Origin of the sequence: Amycolatopsis sp. NPDC049159 (assembly GCF_040648295.1) — a bacterium.
GTDB classification, from domain to species: Bacteria; Actinomycetota; Actinomycetes; order Mycobacteriales; family Pseudonocardiaceae; genus Amycolatopsis; species Amycolatopsis pretoriensis_A.
In genome coordinates this window covers 60245-76949 of sequence record NZ_JBEZDL010000027.1, presented here as the reverse complement: position 1 = coordinate 76949, position 16705 = coordinate 60245, and the positions used below count along the sequence as shown (strand labels likewise).

Genomic DNA, 16705 nt, shown 5'->3' with positions numbered 1-16705 from the left:
CTAGCGCGACAGTCGAACTTGGATGATCTTGGCTGTTCAGGGTCATTGGCGAGACCTCGTTGATCGTGAGGGCTGCGGCTGCGACGGTAGAAGGGTTGATGGCGAGGAAATGGCCGCAGCGTCGGTCAGCGCGTCAGCGGAATCGGTTTGAAGTCGACCGGAACCTCCAGCGCCACGTTGATGTAGTTCGTGAACACGTTCAACGCCACGTGCGCCACCGTCTCGACGATCTCCTCCTGGGTCAGGCCGGCGTCGCGGGCGGACTGGAGGTCCGTGTCGCCCAGCCGGCCGCGGTGGTCCACGAGGGCCGTCGCCAGCTTCAGCACCGCGTCGGTGCGGGGGTCGGTGGAGTGGCCGGTCTGCGCCGTCGTCATCTCCTCGGTGGTCGCGCCGGCCTTCTTGCCCAGCATCGTGTGGGCGGAAAGGCAGTAGTCGCACCGGTTGCGGTCGGCGATCGCGACCGCGATCTGCTCGCCGAGCTTGGCGCCGAGGGTGCCGGTGCCGAGGGCGGCGAACTGGGACCACATGCTCGTCAGCGCCGCGGGGGAGTTCGCGACGGCGCGGAACATGTTGGGTACCAGGCCGAACGCGCCCTTGATCTCCGACAGCGTTTCGGCGCGCTGGTCGGTGATCCGGTCGGGGTCGACGAGGTCGATGCGGGTCACGGTTTCTCCTTGGGGTTCACGGGCGGGTGGTACGCCACCAGCATGCCACAAAGTAGCTAGGAGTCCTACCTAAAACTACGGCCGCCGGTAGATCGTGATCGAGTGGCCGACCTCGTCGATCGGCACGCTTCCGGAGAGCAGTGCCGTGAGCTGGGCGTCCGCCTTCGCGATGGCCGAGTCCGACACCGCGAGCAGCCCGTGGACCTCGTCCGGGGGCACGGTGCGGGGGTCGGCGGCGTCGATGCCGTACGCCGAGGGCACGCCGCTGCCCTTGTAGACGAGCCAGAGCCGGTCGTGCGGGTACCGCTGGTGCAGCCGGCCCAGGTCCTGGCCCCAGTCGACGTTCGAATCGTGCAGCCGGAGGTGGGTCTCGGCCGGGCCGCCGAAAGCCTCGTTGGAGTACGGCAGGTAGTAGGGGAACGTCCGCAGTGAGCTGACGGCGGCGAAGACGACCAGTGCGGCCACCACGGCGTGCACCCACCGGCGCTCGACGACGACCAGGCCGCCCGCCGCGACGGCCAGGAACATCGGGACGGAAATCGCGTACCGGACGCCGAGGTCGCGGGTGCTGGTCATGGCCGCGGCCAGCAGCACGGCCGTGGGGACGAGCACGTACAGCGCCGCGGGACGCAGCCGCGCGATCAGCACGACCGCGCCGGCGAGGCCGAGGGCCAGTGCGCCCAGTGGCAGCTTCACCAGCAGTGCCGCCGGGACGTAGTACCACAGCGCGCCGGGGTGGTAGGTCCCGAACAGGAACGTGCTCCACGTCCGGTCCTCGAAGGCGAACTGGACGCGCATCCCGTCGACGTACGGCCGGGGCAGCGGCAGCCAGCCGGCGAGGGAGCGCGGGCCGTGCAGTGCCGGCAAGCCGGCGGGCTCCGCCCAGCGCAGCCGCGGATCCACCACGAGGTAAGCGGCCCACACCACGGCGATCGCGATCAGCGCGACCCCGATCGCCGCCGCGACAGCGCGCCCGAGCCGTGGAACGGTTTGCCAGGAGGACACCGCGGCGAGGATCAGCAGCACGGGAACCGCGGGAAGCGCGCTCATCTTCGTGGCCAGTGCGGCGCCCAGGGCGAGCCCGGCGGGGGGCAGGTACCGGGCCGGGCGGTCCCGGGCCCGCCACAGCAGCCACGTCGAAGTCAGCAGGAACCCGGTCACCGGGACGTCGAGGGTGGCCAGCGAGCCGTGCGCGATGACGTCGGGGGAGAACGCGTACAGCGCCAGCGCCGTCACCCCGCCCGCCGGGCCCGTCAGATCACGCGCGAACGCGAAGACGACCAGCCCGAACAGCAGCGTCAGCACGATCATCGGCAGCCGCGCCAGGAACAGCAGCCGCCCGGGGTCGTTGCCTGACTCGTACAGCACGTGCCGGCCCAGCTGCGTCTGGTCGCCGGCGAAAGCCGGGTCGAGGTGGACGTCGGCGAAGGCCAGCCCGCTCGCCACGATCAGCTTGCCCAGCGGCGGGTGCTCCGGGTTGTACCGGAGGCTGTGCTGCTCCAGGTAGACCGTCGCCGTGCCCACGTAGACCGGCTCGTCGATCGTCGGGGACTGCGCCACGGCCGTCGTGATCATCGCGATCGCCATCTCCGTGAGCAGCGCGACCACGACGAGCGGGAGCAACCACGGGCGAAGCACGAGGGACACCCCTTCCGCGCGCGAGAACCGGGTCACTCCTCAGGACGTCCGGCGGGCAGCCACGGTTCCCTCTCGAGAGCTACACAGGTGTCCGGCACGGAGTGACGCGGAACTGCTCGGCCCGCTCGTAATCTCGCCGCACCCCGGAAAACTCGGCGAGAGGATCCCCGATGACCAGCCCCACCGAACGGAAGCCGGCGCTGCTGCGCTTCCGGGTTCCGCTCCTGCTCCTGGCCACCGCCGTGCTGCTGGTCGCGGCCCGCGGGCTCGACGCGCTCGTCGCGGGCGTGCCGGTCCTGCGGCTCCTGGTCGGGTTCGCCGCCGCCGCGGGCGCGGTCGTCGCCTACAAGTGGGTGGTCCGGCGGGTCGAAAACCGGGACGAGGTAACGGAACTGGCCACGCCGGGGCGCTGGGGTGGTCTCGGCCGCGGCGTGCTCGTCGGGGCCGGTGCCTTCCTCGCGACCATGCTGCTCGCCTTCGTCTTCACCGACGCCGACGTCTCCGGCGGCTCGTTCTGGGCCTGCCTCGGTGTCGCCGGGTCGATGGCTTCGGTGGCGGTGACGGAGGAACTGCTCTTCCGCGGCGTGCTCCACCGCATCCTCGAACAACGCGTCGGCAGCGTGCTCGCGATCGTCGTTTCGTCGCTGCTCTTCGGCCTCACGCACCTGGTCAACGGCAACGCGACCCTGTGGGGCACGCTGGCCATCGCCGTCGAGGGCGGCGCCATGCTCGCCGTCGCCTACACCGCGACGCGGTCGCTGTGGCTGCCGATCGGCCTGCACTTCGCGTGGAACTTCCTCCAGGGCGGCGTGTTCGGCACCGCGGTTTCCGGCGCCGAAAGCGAACCCGGCCTGCTGCGGACCGTCCTTTCCGGACCGGACGCGCTCACCGGCGGCGCGTTCGGCCCGGAGGCCGGCCTGTTCGCGCTGCTCTGCTGCGGCACGGTGACGGCGCTGCTGCTGCGCCGCGCGAAGCTCATCCCGCGGCGCTGACCAGCCCGGTCCGGTAGGCCAGCACCACGGCCTGCACCCGGTCCCGCAGGTCGAGCTTGGTGAGGATCCGCGAGACGTACGTCTTCACCGTCTCCACGCTCAGCACCAGCTCGGCCGCGATCTCGGCGTTCGACAGGCCGCCGGCGATCAGCTCGAGCACCTCCCGCTCCCGCGGCGCGAGCCGGTCCAGGGGACCGCCGGCGGGCGCCACCGGCTGGAGCCGGTCGGCGTAGCGGCCGATGAGCGTCCGGGTCACCGCGGGGGAGAGCAGCGACTCGCCCCGCGCGACCGTGCGCACCCCCTCGGCGAGCTCGTCGAGGGGCGCGTCCTTGAGCAGGAACCCGCTCGCTCCGGCCCGCAGCGCGTCGTAGACGTACTGGCCGACGTTGAACGTCGTGACGATCAGGACCTTCGCCGGGTTCGCGGCGTCGGGGCCGGCGACGCGCCGGGTCACTTCGATCCCGTCCAGCAGCGGCATCTGGATGTCCATCACGACGACGTCCGGGCGCAGCCGGCCGATCTCGGTGAGCGCGTCGCGGCCGTTCCCGGCCTGTCCCACGACCTCCATGTCCGGCTGGGCGCCGAGCACGGCCACGTACCCCGCGCGGATGAGCTGCTGGTCCTCGCAGATCAGCACGCGGATCGGGTCGTCGGTCATCGGTCGCTCCCGGCGGGGATCTCGGTGGTGGGGAAGGCGGCGCTGACGCGGAAGCCGTCCCCGGACGGCCCCGCGCTGAACCGGCCGCCGAGCGCGCCGACCCGGTCGCGCAGCCCGGCCAGCCCGCGGCCGCCGGAGCCGAGCGCACCGGCCGCCGTCGGCGGACCCTCGGTGGTCACCTCGATTTCGAGGAGGTCCGCACCGTAGCCGACGCGCACCTTCGCGGGCCGCCCGGCGGCGTACTTGGCCGCGTTGGTCAGCGCTTCCTGCACGATCCGGTACGCGGTGAGCTCGGTTTCCGCCGGCAGCTCCGGGCGTTCGCCCGCTTCGACGAGTTCGACGTCCCGGCCCGGCTGCTCGACGAGGCCGCGCAACGCGCTCAGTCCTGGTGTGCGCGCGCCGGTCGCTTCGAGGACGCCGAGCAGGAACCGCAGCTCGGTGAGCGCCTCGCGGCCCGAGCCGGTGATGGCGGCGAAGACGCCGGGGGCGTTCTCGGGCGGGAGGTACCGGGCGGCGTCGGCCTGGACGACCATGGCCGTCACGTGGTGGGTGACGACGTCGTGCAGTTCACGCGCGAGCCGGGCCCGCTCGTCCGCCGCCGCGGCCCGGGCGGTGAGCCGCCGTCGTTCGGCTTCCTGCCGCCGTCGTTGCCGCACCAGCGCGCCCAGCGACCAGAACAGGCCCAGCACGACGTAGTAGACGGCGTAGGTGAGCAGTTCCGTGGGGGAGCCGCGCAAGGTGACCAGGACCGCGAAGAGGACGTAACCCGCTGACACCGCGATCGGCGCCGCCCGGCGGAACCGCTCCTCGCGCGCCCCGGCCGAATAGAGCGCGAAGTACAGCGCGAGACTGCCGACCGTCGGTGGGTACGCGAGCACTTCGTGCGCCGCGAAACAAGTCGCGATGACCGCCAGGCTCGCCGCGGGCCACCGGCTGCGCACCGCCAGCGGGAGCGTCTGCCCGAGCACCAGCAGGAGCGCCGCGGCCCCGCCGTCGTGCCTCGGCAGGTCGCCGAACTGCGCCCCGATCATCGACAGCACCGGCACGAACGCGGCGGCGGTGACGACCGCGGCGAGAGCGCCGTCCCTGGCCGCCGGGGTCACGCGCGCCCAGCGGTCCCGGAGACGTCCCAGCGTCGGCATGGCGAGGAGCCTAGCGAGGCCGGGCCCTTCGTTGGTCGCGCCGCTGCCCATCGCCCTCGGGGAGAGCGACGGGCAGCGGCGCACCCGACCGGATCAGTGTGCGGTGACGTCCGTGCAGTCGAGGTCCTTCTCCGGCAGCCGCCCGCTGTCGAGGAACGTGACGGTCGCGTTGTCGGCGCACGCCGAACCCTCGTGGTAGACGTAGTGCCCGCCGTTGTCGACCCCGACGAGCGCCGCGCGGTTCCCCAGGGCGCGGCGCAGCCCGACGCCCGACTCCCACGGCGTGGCGTGGTCGCGGCGGTTCTGCAGGATGAGCGTGTTCCGCGCACCCTGGTCCGTCACGGTGACCGGCTTCTCGACCGGTTTCGGCCAGAACGCGCACGGCCAGATGTTCGCCGGCATGCCCGCGGTCAGGGGCCAGGCCTTCCGGTCGGCGGCCGTGGCACCGGCGTAGCTGCCGACGTCGTGGGACCACTCGGCGTCCCCGCAGGTGAGGGCCAGGAACATGGCCGCCTGGTTGTCCGCGGGCACCCCCGGGGCCGCCGGGCTGTCGGCGAAGACCTGCTGGACGACCTTGCCGTCGGCTTCGGTGAGGTGGCCGTCGGCCAGGTCCGCGGCGGCCTTCCAGACCTGGGCGAGCACCGGCAGGGTGTTGTTGTGGATCAGCAGGGCGTAGGTGACCCCGCGCAGCATCGCCCCGCTCAAGGACTGGTTCGTGCCCGGGACCGGCGCCGGCGTGCGGTCGAGCCGGTCGGCGAGCGCGAGGTAGGTCCGGGTGACGTCCTCGGGGGTCTTGCCGAGCCCGAGGGAGACGGCGACGGCGGCCGCGTCCGGGAACCGCTCGGCCATGCCCTTGCCCCAGCTCCGCGCTTCCCCGGCCCAGACGTGGGCGGGGTCGACGTTGCCTTCGAGGACCACGCGGTCGGTGTGGTCCGGGAACAGCGTGCCGTAGACGGTGCCGAGGTAGGTGCCGTACGACTGGCCCCAGTACGAGATCTTGGCTTCGCCGAGCGCTTCGCGGACGCGGTCGAGGTCGCGGGCGGTGTTGGCGGTGGTGAAGTGGCGCAGGTTCTCCCCGGCCTCGGCGGCGCACTTCCCGGCCGTGGCGCGGGCGGCCTCGACGTTCGCGTCGATCGAGCCGTCGGCGGCGGGGAAGGGGAACAGCGCGGCGACGCTGGGGTTTTCGAGGCCGCAGGTCTGCGGGGTGCTGGTGCCGACGCCGCGCGGGTCGAAGCCGATCAGGTCGTAGCCGTCCAGGACGGACTTCGGCAGCGTCGGCGCCATCGCGCCGGGGGTGTCGAGACCCGGCAGCGCCGGACCACCCGGGTTCAGCAGCAGGACGCCGTGCCGCTTCGCGGGATCGGTGGCGCCCAGCCGGGAGACGACGACCTCGATCGCCGTGCCGTCCGGCCGGCCGTAGTCGAGCGGGACCTTCACCTTCGCGCAGGTGAGCCGGGGATCGCGGGCCGTGCCCGGCGCCGCCGCCGGGCACGGCTCCCATGCGAGCGCCGCGGCCGCCGGGTGGTCTTCGTCGTCCGCGCTGTCGCAGGCGGCCACCCCGGAAACGGCCAGTGTGGTGACCGCGAACGCCGCGGCCAGTCGTGTTTTCCTCATGGGGGCGAAATTAGCGAGCACCGGCAAGGGAAAACGTCACCCCGGAGCGAGCAACGGGTGTAGCTCGCCCGGGGGACAGAAGGCTCAGGAACTGCTGCAGCTGACGCTCGGCCAGTTCCAGTTCCCGTTGTGCTGGATGGTGACACCCCAGTTGTTGCCGTTGCCGTTGGGTGTCGCGACGAGGACCTGGCTGCTGGGCCACGTGGCGTTGATGTTCCAGGTGGCGCTGATCCTCGCCGGGCTCGGCACGGTCATGGTGACCGTCCACGAACTGGCGCCGCTGACCGAGACGTTGAGGTTGTACCGGTCGCTCCACGACTGCCCCGCCGACAGCGAAGCGGTGCAACTGCCCCCGCCCGGTGTGGTCGTTGTCGTCGGTGTCGTCGTGGGATCCGTCGGTGTGGTGGTGGTGGGGGTCGTGGTCGTGCCCCCGCCGGAGTTGAGGACGTTCAGCACCGAGTTGTACGCGGCTTTCTTGTTCCCGTTGCCGTCGAACAGCAGCGGGCTTTCATTCGAGCGCCAGGAATCGCTGTCGCGCACGCCCCACACGGTGATGCCGACGCACCGCGCGACGTTCATGCACGCCTGGGTCAGCGCGGCGTACTGCGAGGTCGACGAGTTCGTGACGTCGACTTCGGTGAGCGCCACGTCGACGCCGAGCGCGGCGAAGCTGGAGATCGTGGTCTGGAGGTTGCTCGGGACCGAACTGCCGCCGGTGAAGTGGGCCTGCAGGCCGACGCAGTCGATCGGGACGCCGCGGGACTTGAAGTCCCGCACCATGTTGTAGACGCCCTGGGTCTTGCCGTAGTTCCAGTTGTCGATGTTGTAGTCGTTGTAGCAGAGCTTGGTCGACGGGTCGGCCGCGCGCGCGGTCTTGAAGGCGACCTCGATCCAGTCGTTGCCGGTGCTCTGCAGGTTCGACGAGCGGCGGCTGCCGTCTTCGTTGAAGGCTTCGTTGACGACGTCCCAGTACGCGAGTTTCCCTTGGTAGTGGGCCATCACCTTCTGGATGTGGTTGATCATCGCGTTGCGGAGTGAACTGCCGCCCATGTTCTGCATCCAGCCCGGCTGCTGGGCGTGCCAGGCCAGGGTGTGCCCGCGGACCTTGGCGCCGTGGCCGACCGCCCAGTTGTAGATCTGGTCGCCGGAGGAGAAGTTGAACTGGTTCTGGTTGGGCTCGGTCGCGTCGGGCTTCATCTCGTTCTCGGGCGTCACCATGTTGAACTCGCGCGCGGCGATCGTGGTGTAGGCCGAGTTCCCGAGCTTGCTCGCGGCGATCGCGGTGCCGAAGTACCGGCCCGACTGCGCGGCCGCGGCGCCGAGGGTACTGGCCGCGGCGTCGGCGCCGGGAGCGGTCACCAGGACGGCGGCTGTCGCGGCGATGGTGGCCACTCCCGCCAATGCCCGGGTGGCGGGCGATCGCCACCATTTGCTGTGCGGTCCCGCCGAAGTTCTTGCCATCCGTGGTCTCCTTGCCGGCACGCGATGAAGTCACTTACCGCAAGCAGAAGAACACGGCGTCTCGCCGTGTCGCAAAGACTTTCGATCGACTTTCGAGGCCGGAGCCCGGGCAGGTGCGCGTGCGCCCGGCGGGGGAAGTGCCGCCTCAGCGGTGCCGCGCGTCGTCCAGGCGGCGAGCCTCGGCGGCCTGCTCGAACGGGGTGTCGCCGGCCGGGTGGCGGTCGCCCAGGCCGGCGAACAACGCGGCCACCTTGACGGAGTCGTGGTGGGTGGCCAGCTCGGCCAGTTCGGGGTCGGTGGCCGCGAGCACCTGCCGGAACCGGAGCTCGGCCAGCGGGCCGAGGCGGTCGTAGATCTGCAGGAACACCTTCTGGGCCCGGTCGCGCGCCCAGCCGGCGGGCAGCAGCTCGGCGGGCAGGTCCGGGTCGGTCTCGGGGAACCGCCGCCAGTCCACGCGCAGTTCGGTACGGGTGTGCAGCGCCTGCGCCGGGCTGATCAGGCCGGCGTCCAAGCCGGTGAGCACCTGCTCGTAGCGCTCGACGAACCCGTCGTACTCCCGGGCGAGCGGCTCGAGGTCGAACGCCGCGACCGCCGCGCCCGAACCGGGGACCTCGGTGGCGCGGAAGACCGTCGCGCTGCGGAGGTCGAGCTCGCGCAGCGCGGTGAGCGCGGGTTCGGCCAGGTCGTGCGGGCTGACCCACACCCCGTCGTAGAGGGCGGCGAACCGCAGCACCCGCAGCCGCGACCGCAACGCCGTGCGCAGCCCCCGCTCCTGCTCCGGCACCGAGAACGTGACCACCGTCCACTGCCCGTCCCACGCGGGTGCGCTCGTGCCGAAGGTCAGCATCCGGTGCGTGCGCTCGATGATCACCTCGGACGTGCGCGCGGGGATGCCGTACGCGGTCGTCCGCCCGCTGCGCGACACCGTGAGCAGGCCGCGGGCGGCGAGCCGGCGGATCGCCGCCCGCGCGCTCGCCGGGCTGATGTCGAACTCGCCGAGCAGCTGCACCAGCGCGGCCGAGGGGATGTGCTCGTCGCGCCAGTACCAGAAGTCGCCGAGCAGGGACGTCAGCAGCAGCTGGGGCTCGGCTCCCTGCTGGGAGCGGGGCAGCGGCCCCGAGGGCGTCGCTGTCATCGCGCGCGTGCCTCTTCCGGGTTCGGGTCGGCGGCCGGCCGGGTGTGCCCGCCGCGGGTGTCCATGGTGGCAGTGCCGTCCGGGTGGCCGCTCCAAGGGGGTTGAATCACGCGACACATCATGCGACGATCGGCGCCCAGATAGCAACCAATTGATCCCTCGGGTTCCCGCGCCGCCTGCTCCGGGTGGCCTTCCTCAGGAAGAAACGACATGGGCTCCTCTCTTCGTCAATGGCGTCGAAGCTCGCTCGCCGCGGTCGCCGCCGGGCTCGTCCTGGCCGGCTGCACGGTCGAGGACGGCGCGGCCCCGGCGCCCACGGCCGCCGCGCTGACCGCCGACACCGCGTTGCACGACCAGCTGCCCCCGGCGGTCAAGGACTCGGGCGTCCTCCGGTTCGCCGGCGACTCCCACCCGCCGTACCGCACCGTCGGCCCGGACGGGAAGACCGTCACCGGCATCGACCACGACTTCCAGCAGGCGCTCGGCCAGCTCCTGGGCGTGCGCACGGAAACCACCATCGTCAGCGGGCTCCCGGCCGCGCTGCAGGGCATGCTCAGCGGCCGCTACGAAGCCTTCAACGGGCCGGTGAAGGCCACCGCCGAACGCGAGAAGCAGTTCGACACCGTCACGTGGATGACCACGCGGACCTCCTACGTGATCCCCGAAGGCTCCGCGGCGGGCATCAAGCAGGCCGCCGACCTGTGCGGCAAGCGCGTCGCCGTGGTCACCGCCAGTGTCGTGGAGGACCAGCTCGCCAAGCTGTCGAAGTTCTGCGAAGGCGCGCGGAAGCCGGCCGTGCAGGTGGTCGGGCTCGACGACACGAACGCCACCCTGCTGGCCGCGAAGTCCGGCCGCGCCGAGGCCGCCGGGATGACCCAGGCGGCCGCGATCGACGTGACCACCCAGCAGAAGGGGCAGTACGAGTACGTGACCCAGACCGAGGAGCAGGGCGCCACGAAGGACAACCTCGCGCTGTACACGCCGAAGGCCGGCAAGCTCGGACCGGTGCTGCAGAAGGCTTTCGAGGAACTCTTCCGCAACGGCACCTACACGCGGATCATGCACCAGTGGGGCCTCGGCGACGTCACGGTCCCGCAGCCGGTCTTCGACGCGGCGTCCGCGAAATGACCGCGGTGTCCACAGTGGAGGAAACGACGGCGCCCCCCGACGACGTCGCCGCCGCCCGCGGCCGGTTCCGCCCGCTGCGCTGGCTGTTCGTGCTCGTGCTGGCCGTGCTGCTCGCGCAGCTGGTCGTCTTCCTGGCCGGCAACTCCCGGTTCCAGTGGGACGTCGTGGTGAAGTACCTCTTCGAGAAGAGCGTCATGGCCGGCCTGGGCACCACGGTGCTGCTCGCGGTCGCGGCGATGGTGCTCGGCTCGCTGGCCGGCGGCGTGGTCGCGGCGATGCAGCTGAGCGGGTTCGGGCCCGCCCGCTGGGTGGCGACGCTGTGGGTGGGCCTCTTCCGCGGGATCCCGCCGCTGGTGCAGCTGATCTTCTGGTTCAACCTCGCCTACCTGCTGCCGAAGCTCTCGATCGGCATCCCGTTCGGCCCGGTGTTCGGCACGTGGGACGCCAACAGCGTCATCACGCCGCTGACGGCCGCGGTGCTCGGCCTGTCGCTGGTCGAATCGGCCTACCTGGCGGAGATCTTCCGCGCCGGGGTGTCGTCGGTCGACCCCGGCCAGCGCGACGCGGCCCGAGCGATGGGCTACCCGCCGGGCCAGACGCTGCTGCGGATCGTGCTCCCGCAGGCGATGCGCGTGATCATCCCGCCCGCGGGCAGCCAGTTCATCAACGTCCTCAAGGGCACCGCGCTGGTGTCGGTCATCGCGATGTCGGACCTGCTCCACTCGGTGCAGGTGATCTACAACCGCACCTACGAGATCGTGCCGATGCTGCTGGTCGCCTGCTTCTGGTACCTGGTCGTGGTCACCGTCCTGACCGCCGGGCAGCGCCGGCTGGAGCGCCGGTTCTCCCGCGGCCACCGGGACGTCCGATGACCGCCCCCGTGCTGCGGATCAGCGACGTCCGCAAGGAGTTCGGCCCGGTGACCGCGCTCGCGGGCGTCAGCCTCGACGTGCACGAGGGCGAGGCGGTCGTGGTGATCGGGCCGTCGGGCTCCGGCAAGTCGACGCTCGTCCGCTGCGCCCACCAGCTGGAGCCGATCGACGGCGGGGCGATGTACCTCGACGGCGAGCTGCTCGGCCACCGGCGCTCCCCGGGTGGCCTGCGCCCACTGACCGAGCGGCGGATCGCCGCTCAGCGCCGCCGGATGAGCATGGTCTTCCAGCAGTTCAACCTGTTCCCGCAGTTCACCGTGCTGCGCAACGTGACCGACGCGGCGATCCACGTCCACGGGCGCGATCGGTCCACTGTGGAGCGAGAGGCCCGTGAGCTGCTGGAGCGCATCGGGCTGGCCGGGCGCGAGGACCACTACCCGCGGCAGCTCTCGGGCGGGCAGCAGCAGCGGGTCGCCATCGCCAGGGCCGTGCTGGTCCGGCCGCGGATCATGCTGTTCGACGAGCCCACCAGCGCCCTCGACCCGGAACTCGTCGACGAGGTCCTTGCCGTTCTGCGAAACCTCGCCGCGGCGGGCACGACGATGGTCGTGGTCACCCACGAAATGGCCTTCGCCCGCGAGGTGGCCGACCGGTGCGTGTTCATGGAAGCTGGCCGGATCGTCGAGGAAGGGCCGCCGGGTGAGCTGTTCGCGCGGCCGCGGACCGAGCGGCTGCGGGCCTTCCTGTCCCGTCATCTGTCCGAAAAGGAGGGTGTTTCGTGATCACTGTCGGCGCCGTCGGCGACCTCATCCTGGACGAGCCGGACCCGGAATCGTTCCTCGCCCCGGCCGCGCCGGTGCTGCGGGGGATGGACCTGGCCATCGGGCACGTCGAGGTGCCGCACTCGACCACGGCGGTCTCGCGCAGCACCGACGTCCCGGCGCCCCCGTCGGACCCGGAAGCGCTGAAAGCGGTGGCCGATGCGGGCTTCGCCGTCGTCACCCTCGCGGGCAACCACGTCTGCGACGCCGGGGACGGCGGACTGGCCGACACCATCGCCTACTCCCGCGCGGCGGGGATGGTGACGGCGGGGGCCGGGCCGGACCTCGCGCAGGCCCGCCGCCCGGCGATCGTCGAGCGCGGGGGGCTGCGCATCGGCGTGCTGTCCTACAACTGCGTCGGCCCGCGCGACTCGTGGGCGACCTCCCGCAAGCCCGGCTGCGCGTACGTCCACGTCCTCACCCACTACGAGCTCGACCACGCGAGCCCCGGCGGGCCGCCGAAGATCTACACCTTCGCCGACCCCGACAGCCTCGAGGCGATGGCCGAAGACGTGCGCGCCCTGCGTGCCGAGGCCGACGTCGTGCTCGTGTCGCTGCACAAGGGCGTCGGGCACACCCCGGTCACGGTCGCGATGTACGAGGGCCCGGTCGCCCGCGCGGCGGTCGACGCCGGGGCGGACGCCGTGTTCTCCCACCACCCGCACATCATGCGCGGCATCGAGGTCCACCGAGGGCGGCCGATCTTCCACGGGCTGGGCAACTTCGTCACCGTCACCCACGCCCTCACGCCGGGAGCCGGCGTGGGCGCGGACGAGCTGCGCGCGTGGGCCGAGCGGCGGACCGAGCTCTACGGCTTCGCGCCGGACCCCGCCATGCCGTTCTTCCCGTTCCACCCCGAAAGCCGCAACACCGCCATCGCCTTCTGCCGCTTCGACGGAACCGGGTTGCGTGAAGCCGGTTTCGTCCCGTGCTGGATCGACGACCACGGCCGTCCGGTGCCGGTCGGCGGCACCGCGCGAGGCGAGGCCGTGACCCAGTACGTCGAGGACATCACCCGCGGGGCCCGGCTCAACGGCCGGTTCACCCCGCGCGGCACCGAAGTGCTCGTCGATCTCTCCGAGGGGGCCCCTTCATGACCGACCAGCCACTGGCCGGCCGCACCGTCGTCGACCTGACCACCGCGCTCGCCGGGCCGTACGCGACGCTGCTGCTCGCCGGGCTCGGGGCGACCGTGATCAAGGTCGAGAACCCGGCCACCGGCGGGGACTCCTCCCGCAACAACGCGCCCTACGTCGGCCGGGACGGGCTCAACCTCGCCCGGCGGCACGACGACGACCTGTCGGTGTCGATGCTGCTGCGCGGCCGCAACAAGCTCAGCGTCACCCTCGACCTGAAGAACCCGCGGTCGCACGCGGTGTTCACCGACCTCGTCCGCGACGCCGACGTCCTGGTCGAGAACTACAGCCCGGGCGTCACCGACCGGCTCGGCATCTCCTACGCCCACGTCCGGGAGGTCAACCCCCGGCTCGTCTACACCTCGATCAGCGGGTTCGGCGCCCAGGGCGGCCCGGGCTCCGGCAAGGCGATGGACTCGATCATCCAGGCGCTGAGCGGCGTGATGATGACCGCGGGCGAGCCCGACGAAGGCCCGGTCCGGTTCGGCCTGCCGATCGGCGACCTGCTGGCGCCGCTGTTCGCCGTCGTCGGCACGGTGTCGGCGCTGCTGCAGGCCGAACACACCGGCGAGGGTCAGCATGTCGACGTGTCGATGCTCGGCGCGCTGACCTCGCTGGTCGCGTGCGAGCCGTTCGACGCCTTCGAGGCGGTCGGCCTGCCCCAGCGCACCGGCTCGATGGTGCCGCGGCTGGCGCCGTTCGGGATCCTGCCGGCGCTGGACGGCCACCTCGCGCTGTGCGCGCCGACCGACGCGTTCGCCCACGGCGTCCTCCGCGCGATCGGCCGGCCCGAGCTGGCCGAGGACGACCGCTACCGCACGCGCGACCAGCGCGTCGGCGCCGCCGACGAGCTCCACGACCTCATCCGCGAGTGGTGCCGGGTGCGGCCGCTGGCCGAGATCCTCGCCGCGTTCACCGCCGAAGGCGTGCCGGCCGCCGAGGTCCGCGAGCCGCGCGACGCCGTCCGCGACCCGCTGGTGCTGGCGCGCGAGGAGGTCGTGCCGCTGCGGCACCCGCGCCACGGCGACGTCGCCGACCTGGCCGGGACCGGCGTGCCGATCCGGTTCTCCGCCGCCCGCGTTTCGCTGGACCGGCCGGCGCCGGGGCTGGGGGAGCACAACGAGCACGTCTACCGCGAGCTGCTCGGCTACACCGAACAGCAGCTGGCGGACCTGGCCGCGGAGGCCGTGATTTGAGCGCCGTCGGGTACGTCGGCGCCGACGTCCCGGTCGAGCTGATCACCGCGGCCGGCCTGCGGCCGCTGCGGCTGACCGGGAAGCCGGGCGAAGACAGCGCGGTCGGCGACCGCTACCTCGGCCGCGGCGTGGACCCGGTCGCCCGGTCGATCCTGACGCGGATCCTCGGCGGGGACTACGGGCCGCTCGAAGCCATCGTCGTCTCCCGCGACTGCGAAGCGTCGTTGCGCCTGTTCTACGCCTTGCGGGAGCTGCACCGGATCGAGCCGGCGCTGGGGCTGCCGCCGGTGCGCCTGGTCGACGTGCTGCACCTGCCGCACCACACGACCACCCGGTACGTCCACGCGAAGATCGCGCAGCTGCGCGAGTGGCTGGGCCGCTGGCGGCCGATCGGCGACGACGACCTCGCCGCGGCCATCACCGCGCACGACACCCTGCGCCGGTCGCTCGGCCGGCTCGCCGCCCACCGCCGGGCGAACCGCCTGAGCGGCACCCGGTTCCTCGAGATCGTCGCGGCGACCACCGCGGTGCCGGTCGCCGAGGCCATCGCGCTCGTCGAACGCGAGCCGGCCGTCGAAGGGCCCGAGGCCGAGGGGGTGCGGGTGTTCCTCACCGGCAGCTCCCACGACAGCCCTGCCGTTTACGAAACGGTCGAGCGCAACGGATTTCTCGTCGTGGGGGAGGACCACGACTGGGGCGAGCTGCTCTTCGCCCGGACCTGCGCGGCGCCGACGGAACTCGCGCTGGCCGAGCGCTACCAGCACAACGGCCCCGCCGCCCCGCGCGCGTCCATCCGGCAGCGGGCGGCGCACACCGCCGCGGCCGCACGCGCTTGCGGTGCGGAGGTGCTGTTTTCCTACGCGCGCGTGCACGACGACGCACCGCCGTGGGACTTCCCGGAACAGCGGGCCGCGACGGGACTGCCCGCGGTCCTGGCCGAGCGTCAGCCCTACGGCGAACTGACCGGCGAAGCGCTGGCGGCGCTGGGTGCGGCGGCATGAGCGCCCGGCTGACGTCGGCGACCACCGCGACCGCCCACCAGCGCGAGTGGTTCGCCCGGGTGCGCGCCGCCGAGGGGCCCCTGGCCCTGGTCAACGCGGACGCGCCGCAGGAGATCTTCCGCGCGATGGGCATCCCGTACGTGGTCAACCAGTGGTGGGCTTCGATCGTCGCGGCGAAACGCCAGACCCAGCGCTACCTCGGCCTGCTGCGCGAGCGCGGCTACCCCGACTACATCGAGCAGTACAGCGCCACGTCGCTGGCGTCGGCGTTCGAGACCGATCCCGGCCAGGCGCCGTGGGGCGGGCTGCCGAAGCCGTCGATCGTGCTCGGCGAGACGACCGGGGACGCGTCCCGCAAGATCTTCGACGTCTGGGACGCGCAACCCGGGGTCACCTACTACGCCCTGGAAAGCGCGGCGGAGAACGAGGTCCCGCAGCGGTGGTGGGAGCTGATGCCGCACCGCTGGGAGGAGGCGATCGGCAGCGACCGCCTCGACCTGCTGACCGGCGAGCTGACCGGGCTGATCCGTTTCTTGGAGCAGACCACCGGCCGGGTGTTCTCCGAGACGCGGTTCCGCGAAGTCCTGGCGCTGGTGAACGAGCAGCAGGAGTGGAACCGCCGCACCCGCGACCTCATCGCGGCCGCCCGGCCGTGCCCGATCGCCGTCACCGACGGCATCCCGAGCGTCATGGTGCCCCAGTGGCACCGCGGCACGGAGTGGGCGCGCGACGCCGCACGGGCGTTCCACGACGAGGTGCGCGACCGGATCGACGCCGGCGTCGCGGCGTGCCCGGACGAGCGGCTGCGGCTGATGTGGGTCGGCCGCGGGCTGTGGTTCGACCTCGACTTCTACCGTCGGTTCCAGGAGTCGCACGGCGCGGTCTTCGTGTGGTCGATGTACCTGGCCATCGCCGCGGACGGCTACCTGCGCTACGGCGACGACCCGCTGCGCGCGCTGGCCGCCCGGTTCGCCGCCTTCGGCGACCAGCTCTACACCCCGCCGTGGTCGGCGGAGTGGTACGTCAAGGAAGCCCGCCACCACGGCGTCGACGGCGTGGTCCACCTGGTCTCCGACGACGCCCGTGGCAGCTACTTCACGACCCGGGCGCTGCGGGCGGCGGGCATCCCGGTGCTCGAACTGCCCGCGGACAACGTCGACGCCCGCACCGGAGCCGAGCTGACCGCGCGGATGACCGCGTGGCTCGACGGACTGACCTGACCGTCCGAAAAGGACAGGAGTGTTTT

15 protein-coding genes are annotated in these 16705 nt (G+C 72.2%); 8 read left to right on the top strand and 7 right to left on the bottom strand.

From position 1 onward, the window contains the following. Positions 1-125: 125 nt before the first annotated feature. Entirely contained in the window at positions 126-665 is a 540-nt protein-coding gene (locus AB0B33_RS39315; RefSeq protein ID WP_360781587.1) for a carboxymuconolactone decarboxylase family protein, read from the bottom strand. A 75-nt stretch (positions 666-740) separates the two neighbouring features. Then, positions 741-2303, bottom strand: a complete 1563-nt coding sequence (locus AB0B33_RS39310) for a phospholipid carrier-dependent glycosyltransferase (protein ID WP_360781586.1) — start codon at positions 2301-2303, stop codon at positions 741-743. Between the two features lie 170 nt (positions 2304-2473). Between AB0B33_RS39310 and AB0B33_RS39305 the strand changes: the two genes are divergently transcribed. After that, on the top strand, positions 2474-3295 hold the full coding sequence (locus tag AB0B33_RS39305; protein WP_360781584.1) for a CPBP family intramembrane glutamic endopeptidase: 822 nt from the start codon (positions 2474-2476) through the stop codon (positions 3293-3295). On the opposite strand, the gene AB0B33_RS39300 is transcribed toward AB0B33_RS39305, so the two are convergent. From AB0B33_RS39300 to AB0B33_RS39280, 5 genes are all read right to left on the bottom strand, one after another. Continuing rightward, positions 3279-3953 (bottom strand): response regulator transcription factor, encoded by a 675-nt coding sequence (locus AB0B33_RS39300; RefSeq protein ID WP_247022523.1) that lies wholly within the window; start codon positions 3951-3953, stop codon positions 3279-3281. The two genes, AB0B33_RS39305 and AB0B33_RS39300, sit on opposite strands and share 17 nt — an antisense overlap. After that, positions 3950-5095 (bottom strand): histidine kinase, encoded by a 1146-nt coding sequence (locus AB0B33_RS39295; RefSeq protein WP_360781582.1) that lies wholly within the window; start codon positions 5093-5095, stop codon positions 3950-3952. Before AB0B33_RS39295 ends, AB0B33_RS39300 begins: the two co-directional genes overlap by 4 nt. Positions 5096-5188: 93 nt before the next feature. Beyond that, positions 5189-6709, bottom strand: coding sequence for an alpha/beta hydrolase (locus AB0B33_RS39290; RefSeq protein WP_360781580.1), 1521 nt, complete (start codon positions 6707-6709; stop codon positions 5189-5191). An 84-nt stretch (positions 6710-6793) separates the two neighbouring features. Beyond that, positions 6794-8170: an endo-1,4-beta-xylanase gene (locus AB0B33_RS39285; RefSeq protein ID WP_360781578.1), complete on the bottom strand. Its 1377-nt coding sequence runs from the start codon at positions 8168-8170 to the stop codon at positions 6794-6796. Between the two features lie 145 nt (positions 8171-8315). Further along, complete coding sequence (locus AB0B33_RS39280) at positions 8316-9305, bottom strand: PaaX family transcriptional regulator C-terminal domain-containing protein (protein ID WP_247022531.1); 990 nt, start codon at positions 9303-9305, stop codon at positions 8316-8318. A gap of 210 nt (positions 9306-9515) precedes the next feature. On the opposite strand from AB0B33_RS39280, the gene AB0B33_RS39275 reads away from it, so the two are divergent. The 7 genes from AB0B33_RS39275 to AB0B33_RS39245 are packed head-to-tail and all read left to right on the top strand — an operon-like array spanning position 9516 to position 16679. Then, entirely contained in the window at positions 9516-10433 is a 918-nt protein-coding gene (locus tag AB0B33_RS39275; protein ID WP_360781576.1) for a transporter substrate-binding domain-containing protein, read from the top strand. Continuing rightward, complete coding sequence (locus AB0B33_RS39270) at positions 10430-11305, top strand: amino acid ABC transporter permease (RefSeq protein WP_247022534.1); 876 nt, start codon at positions 10430-10432, stop codon at positions 11303-11305. Before AB0B33_RS39275 ends, AB0B33_RS39270 begins: the two co-directional genes overlap by 4 nt. Then, positions 11302-12087 (top strand): amino acid ABC transporter ATP-binding protein, encoded by a 786-nt coding sequence (locus AB0B33_RS39265; RefSeq protein ID WP_360781573.1) that lies wholly within the window; start codon positions 11302-11304, stop codon positions 12085-12087. The genes AB0B33_RS39270 and AB0B33_RS39265 overlap by 4 nt, the downstream gene beginning before the upstream one ends. Continuing rightward, the gene (locus AB0B33_RS39260) at positions 12084-13223 is read left to right on the top strand and encodes a CapA family protein (protein ID WP_360781572.1); all 1140 of its coding nucleotides are present in this window, start codon (positions 12084-12086) and stop codon (positions 13221-13223) included. The genes AB0B33_RS39265 and AB0B33_RS39260 overlap by 4 nt, the downstream gene beginning before the upstream one ends. Continuing rightward, the gene (locus AB0B33_RS39255) at positions 13220-14458 is read left to right on the top strand and encodes a CoA transferase (RefSeq protein ID WP_247022537.1); all 1239 of its coding nucleotides are present in this window, start codon (positions 13220-13222) and stop codon (positions 14456-14458) included. The genes AB0B33_RS39260 and AB0B33_RS39255 overlap by 4 nt, the downstream gene beginning before the upstream one ends. Then, complete coding sequence (locus tag AB0B33_RS39250) at positions 14455-15459, top strand: 2-hydroxyacyl-CoA dehydratase family protein (protein WP_360781570.1); 1005 nt, start codon at positions 14455-14457, stop codon at positions 15457-15459. Before AB0B33_RS39255 ends, AB0B33_RS39250 begins: the two co-directional genes overlap by 4 nt. Further along, positions 15456-16679 (top strand): 2-hydroxyacyl-CoA dehydratase family protein, encoded by a 1224-nt coding sequence (locus AB0B33_RS39245; RefSeq protein WP_360781568.1) that lies wholly within the window; start codon positions 15456-15458, stop codon positions 16677-16679. The genes AB0B33_RS39250 and AB0B33_RS39245 overlap by 4 nt, the downstream gene beginning before the upstream one ends. Positions 16680-16705 lie beyond the last annotated feature (26 nt).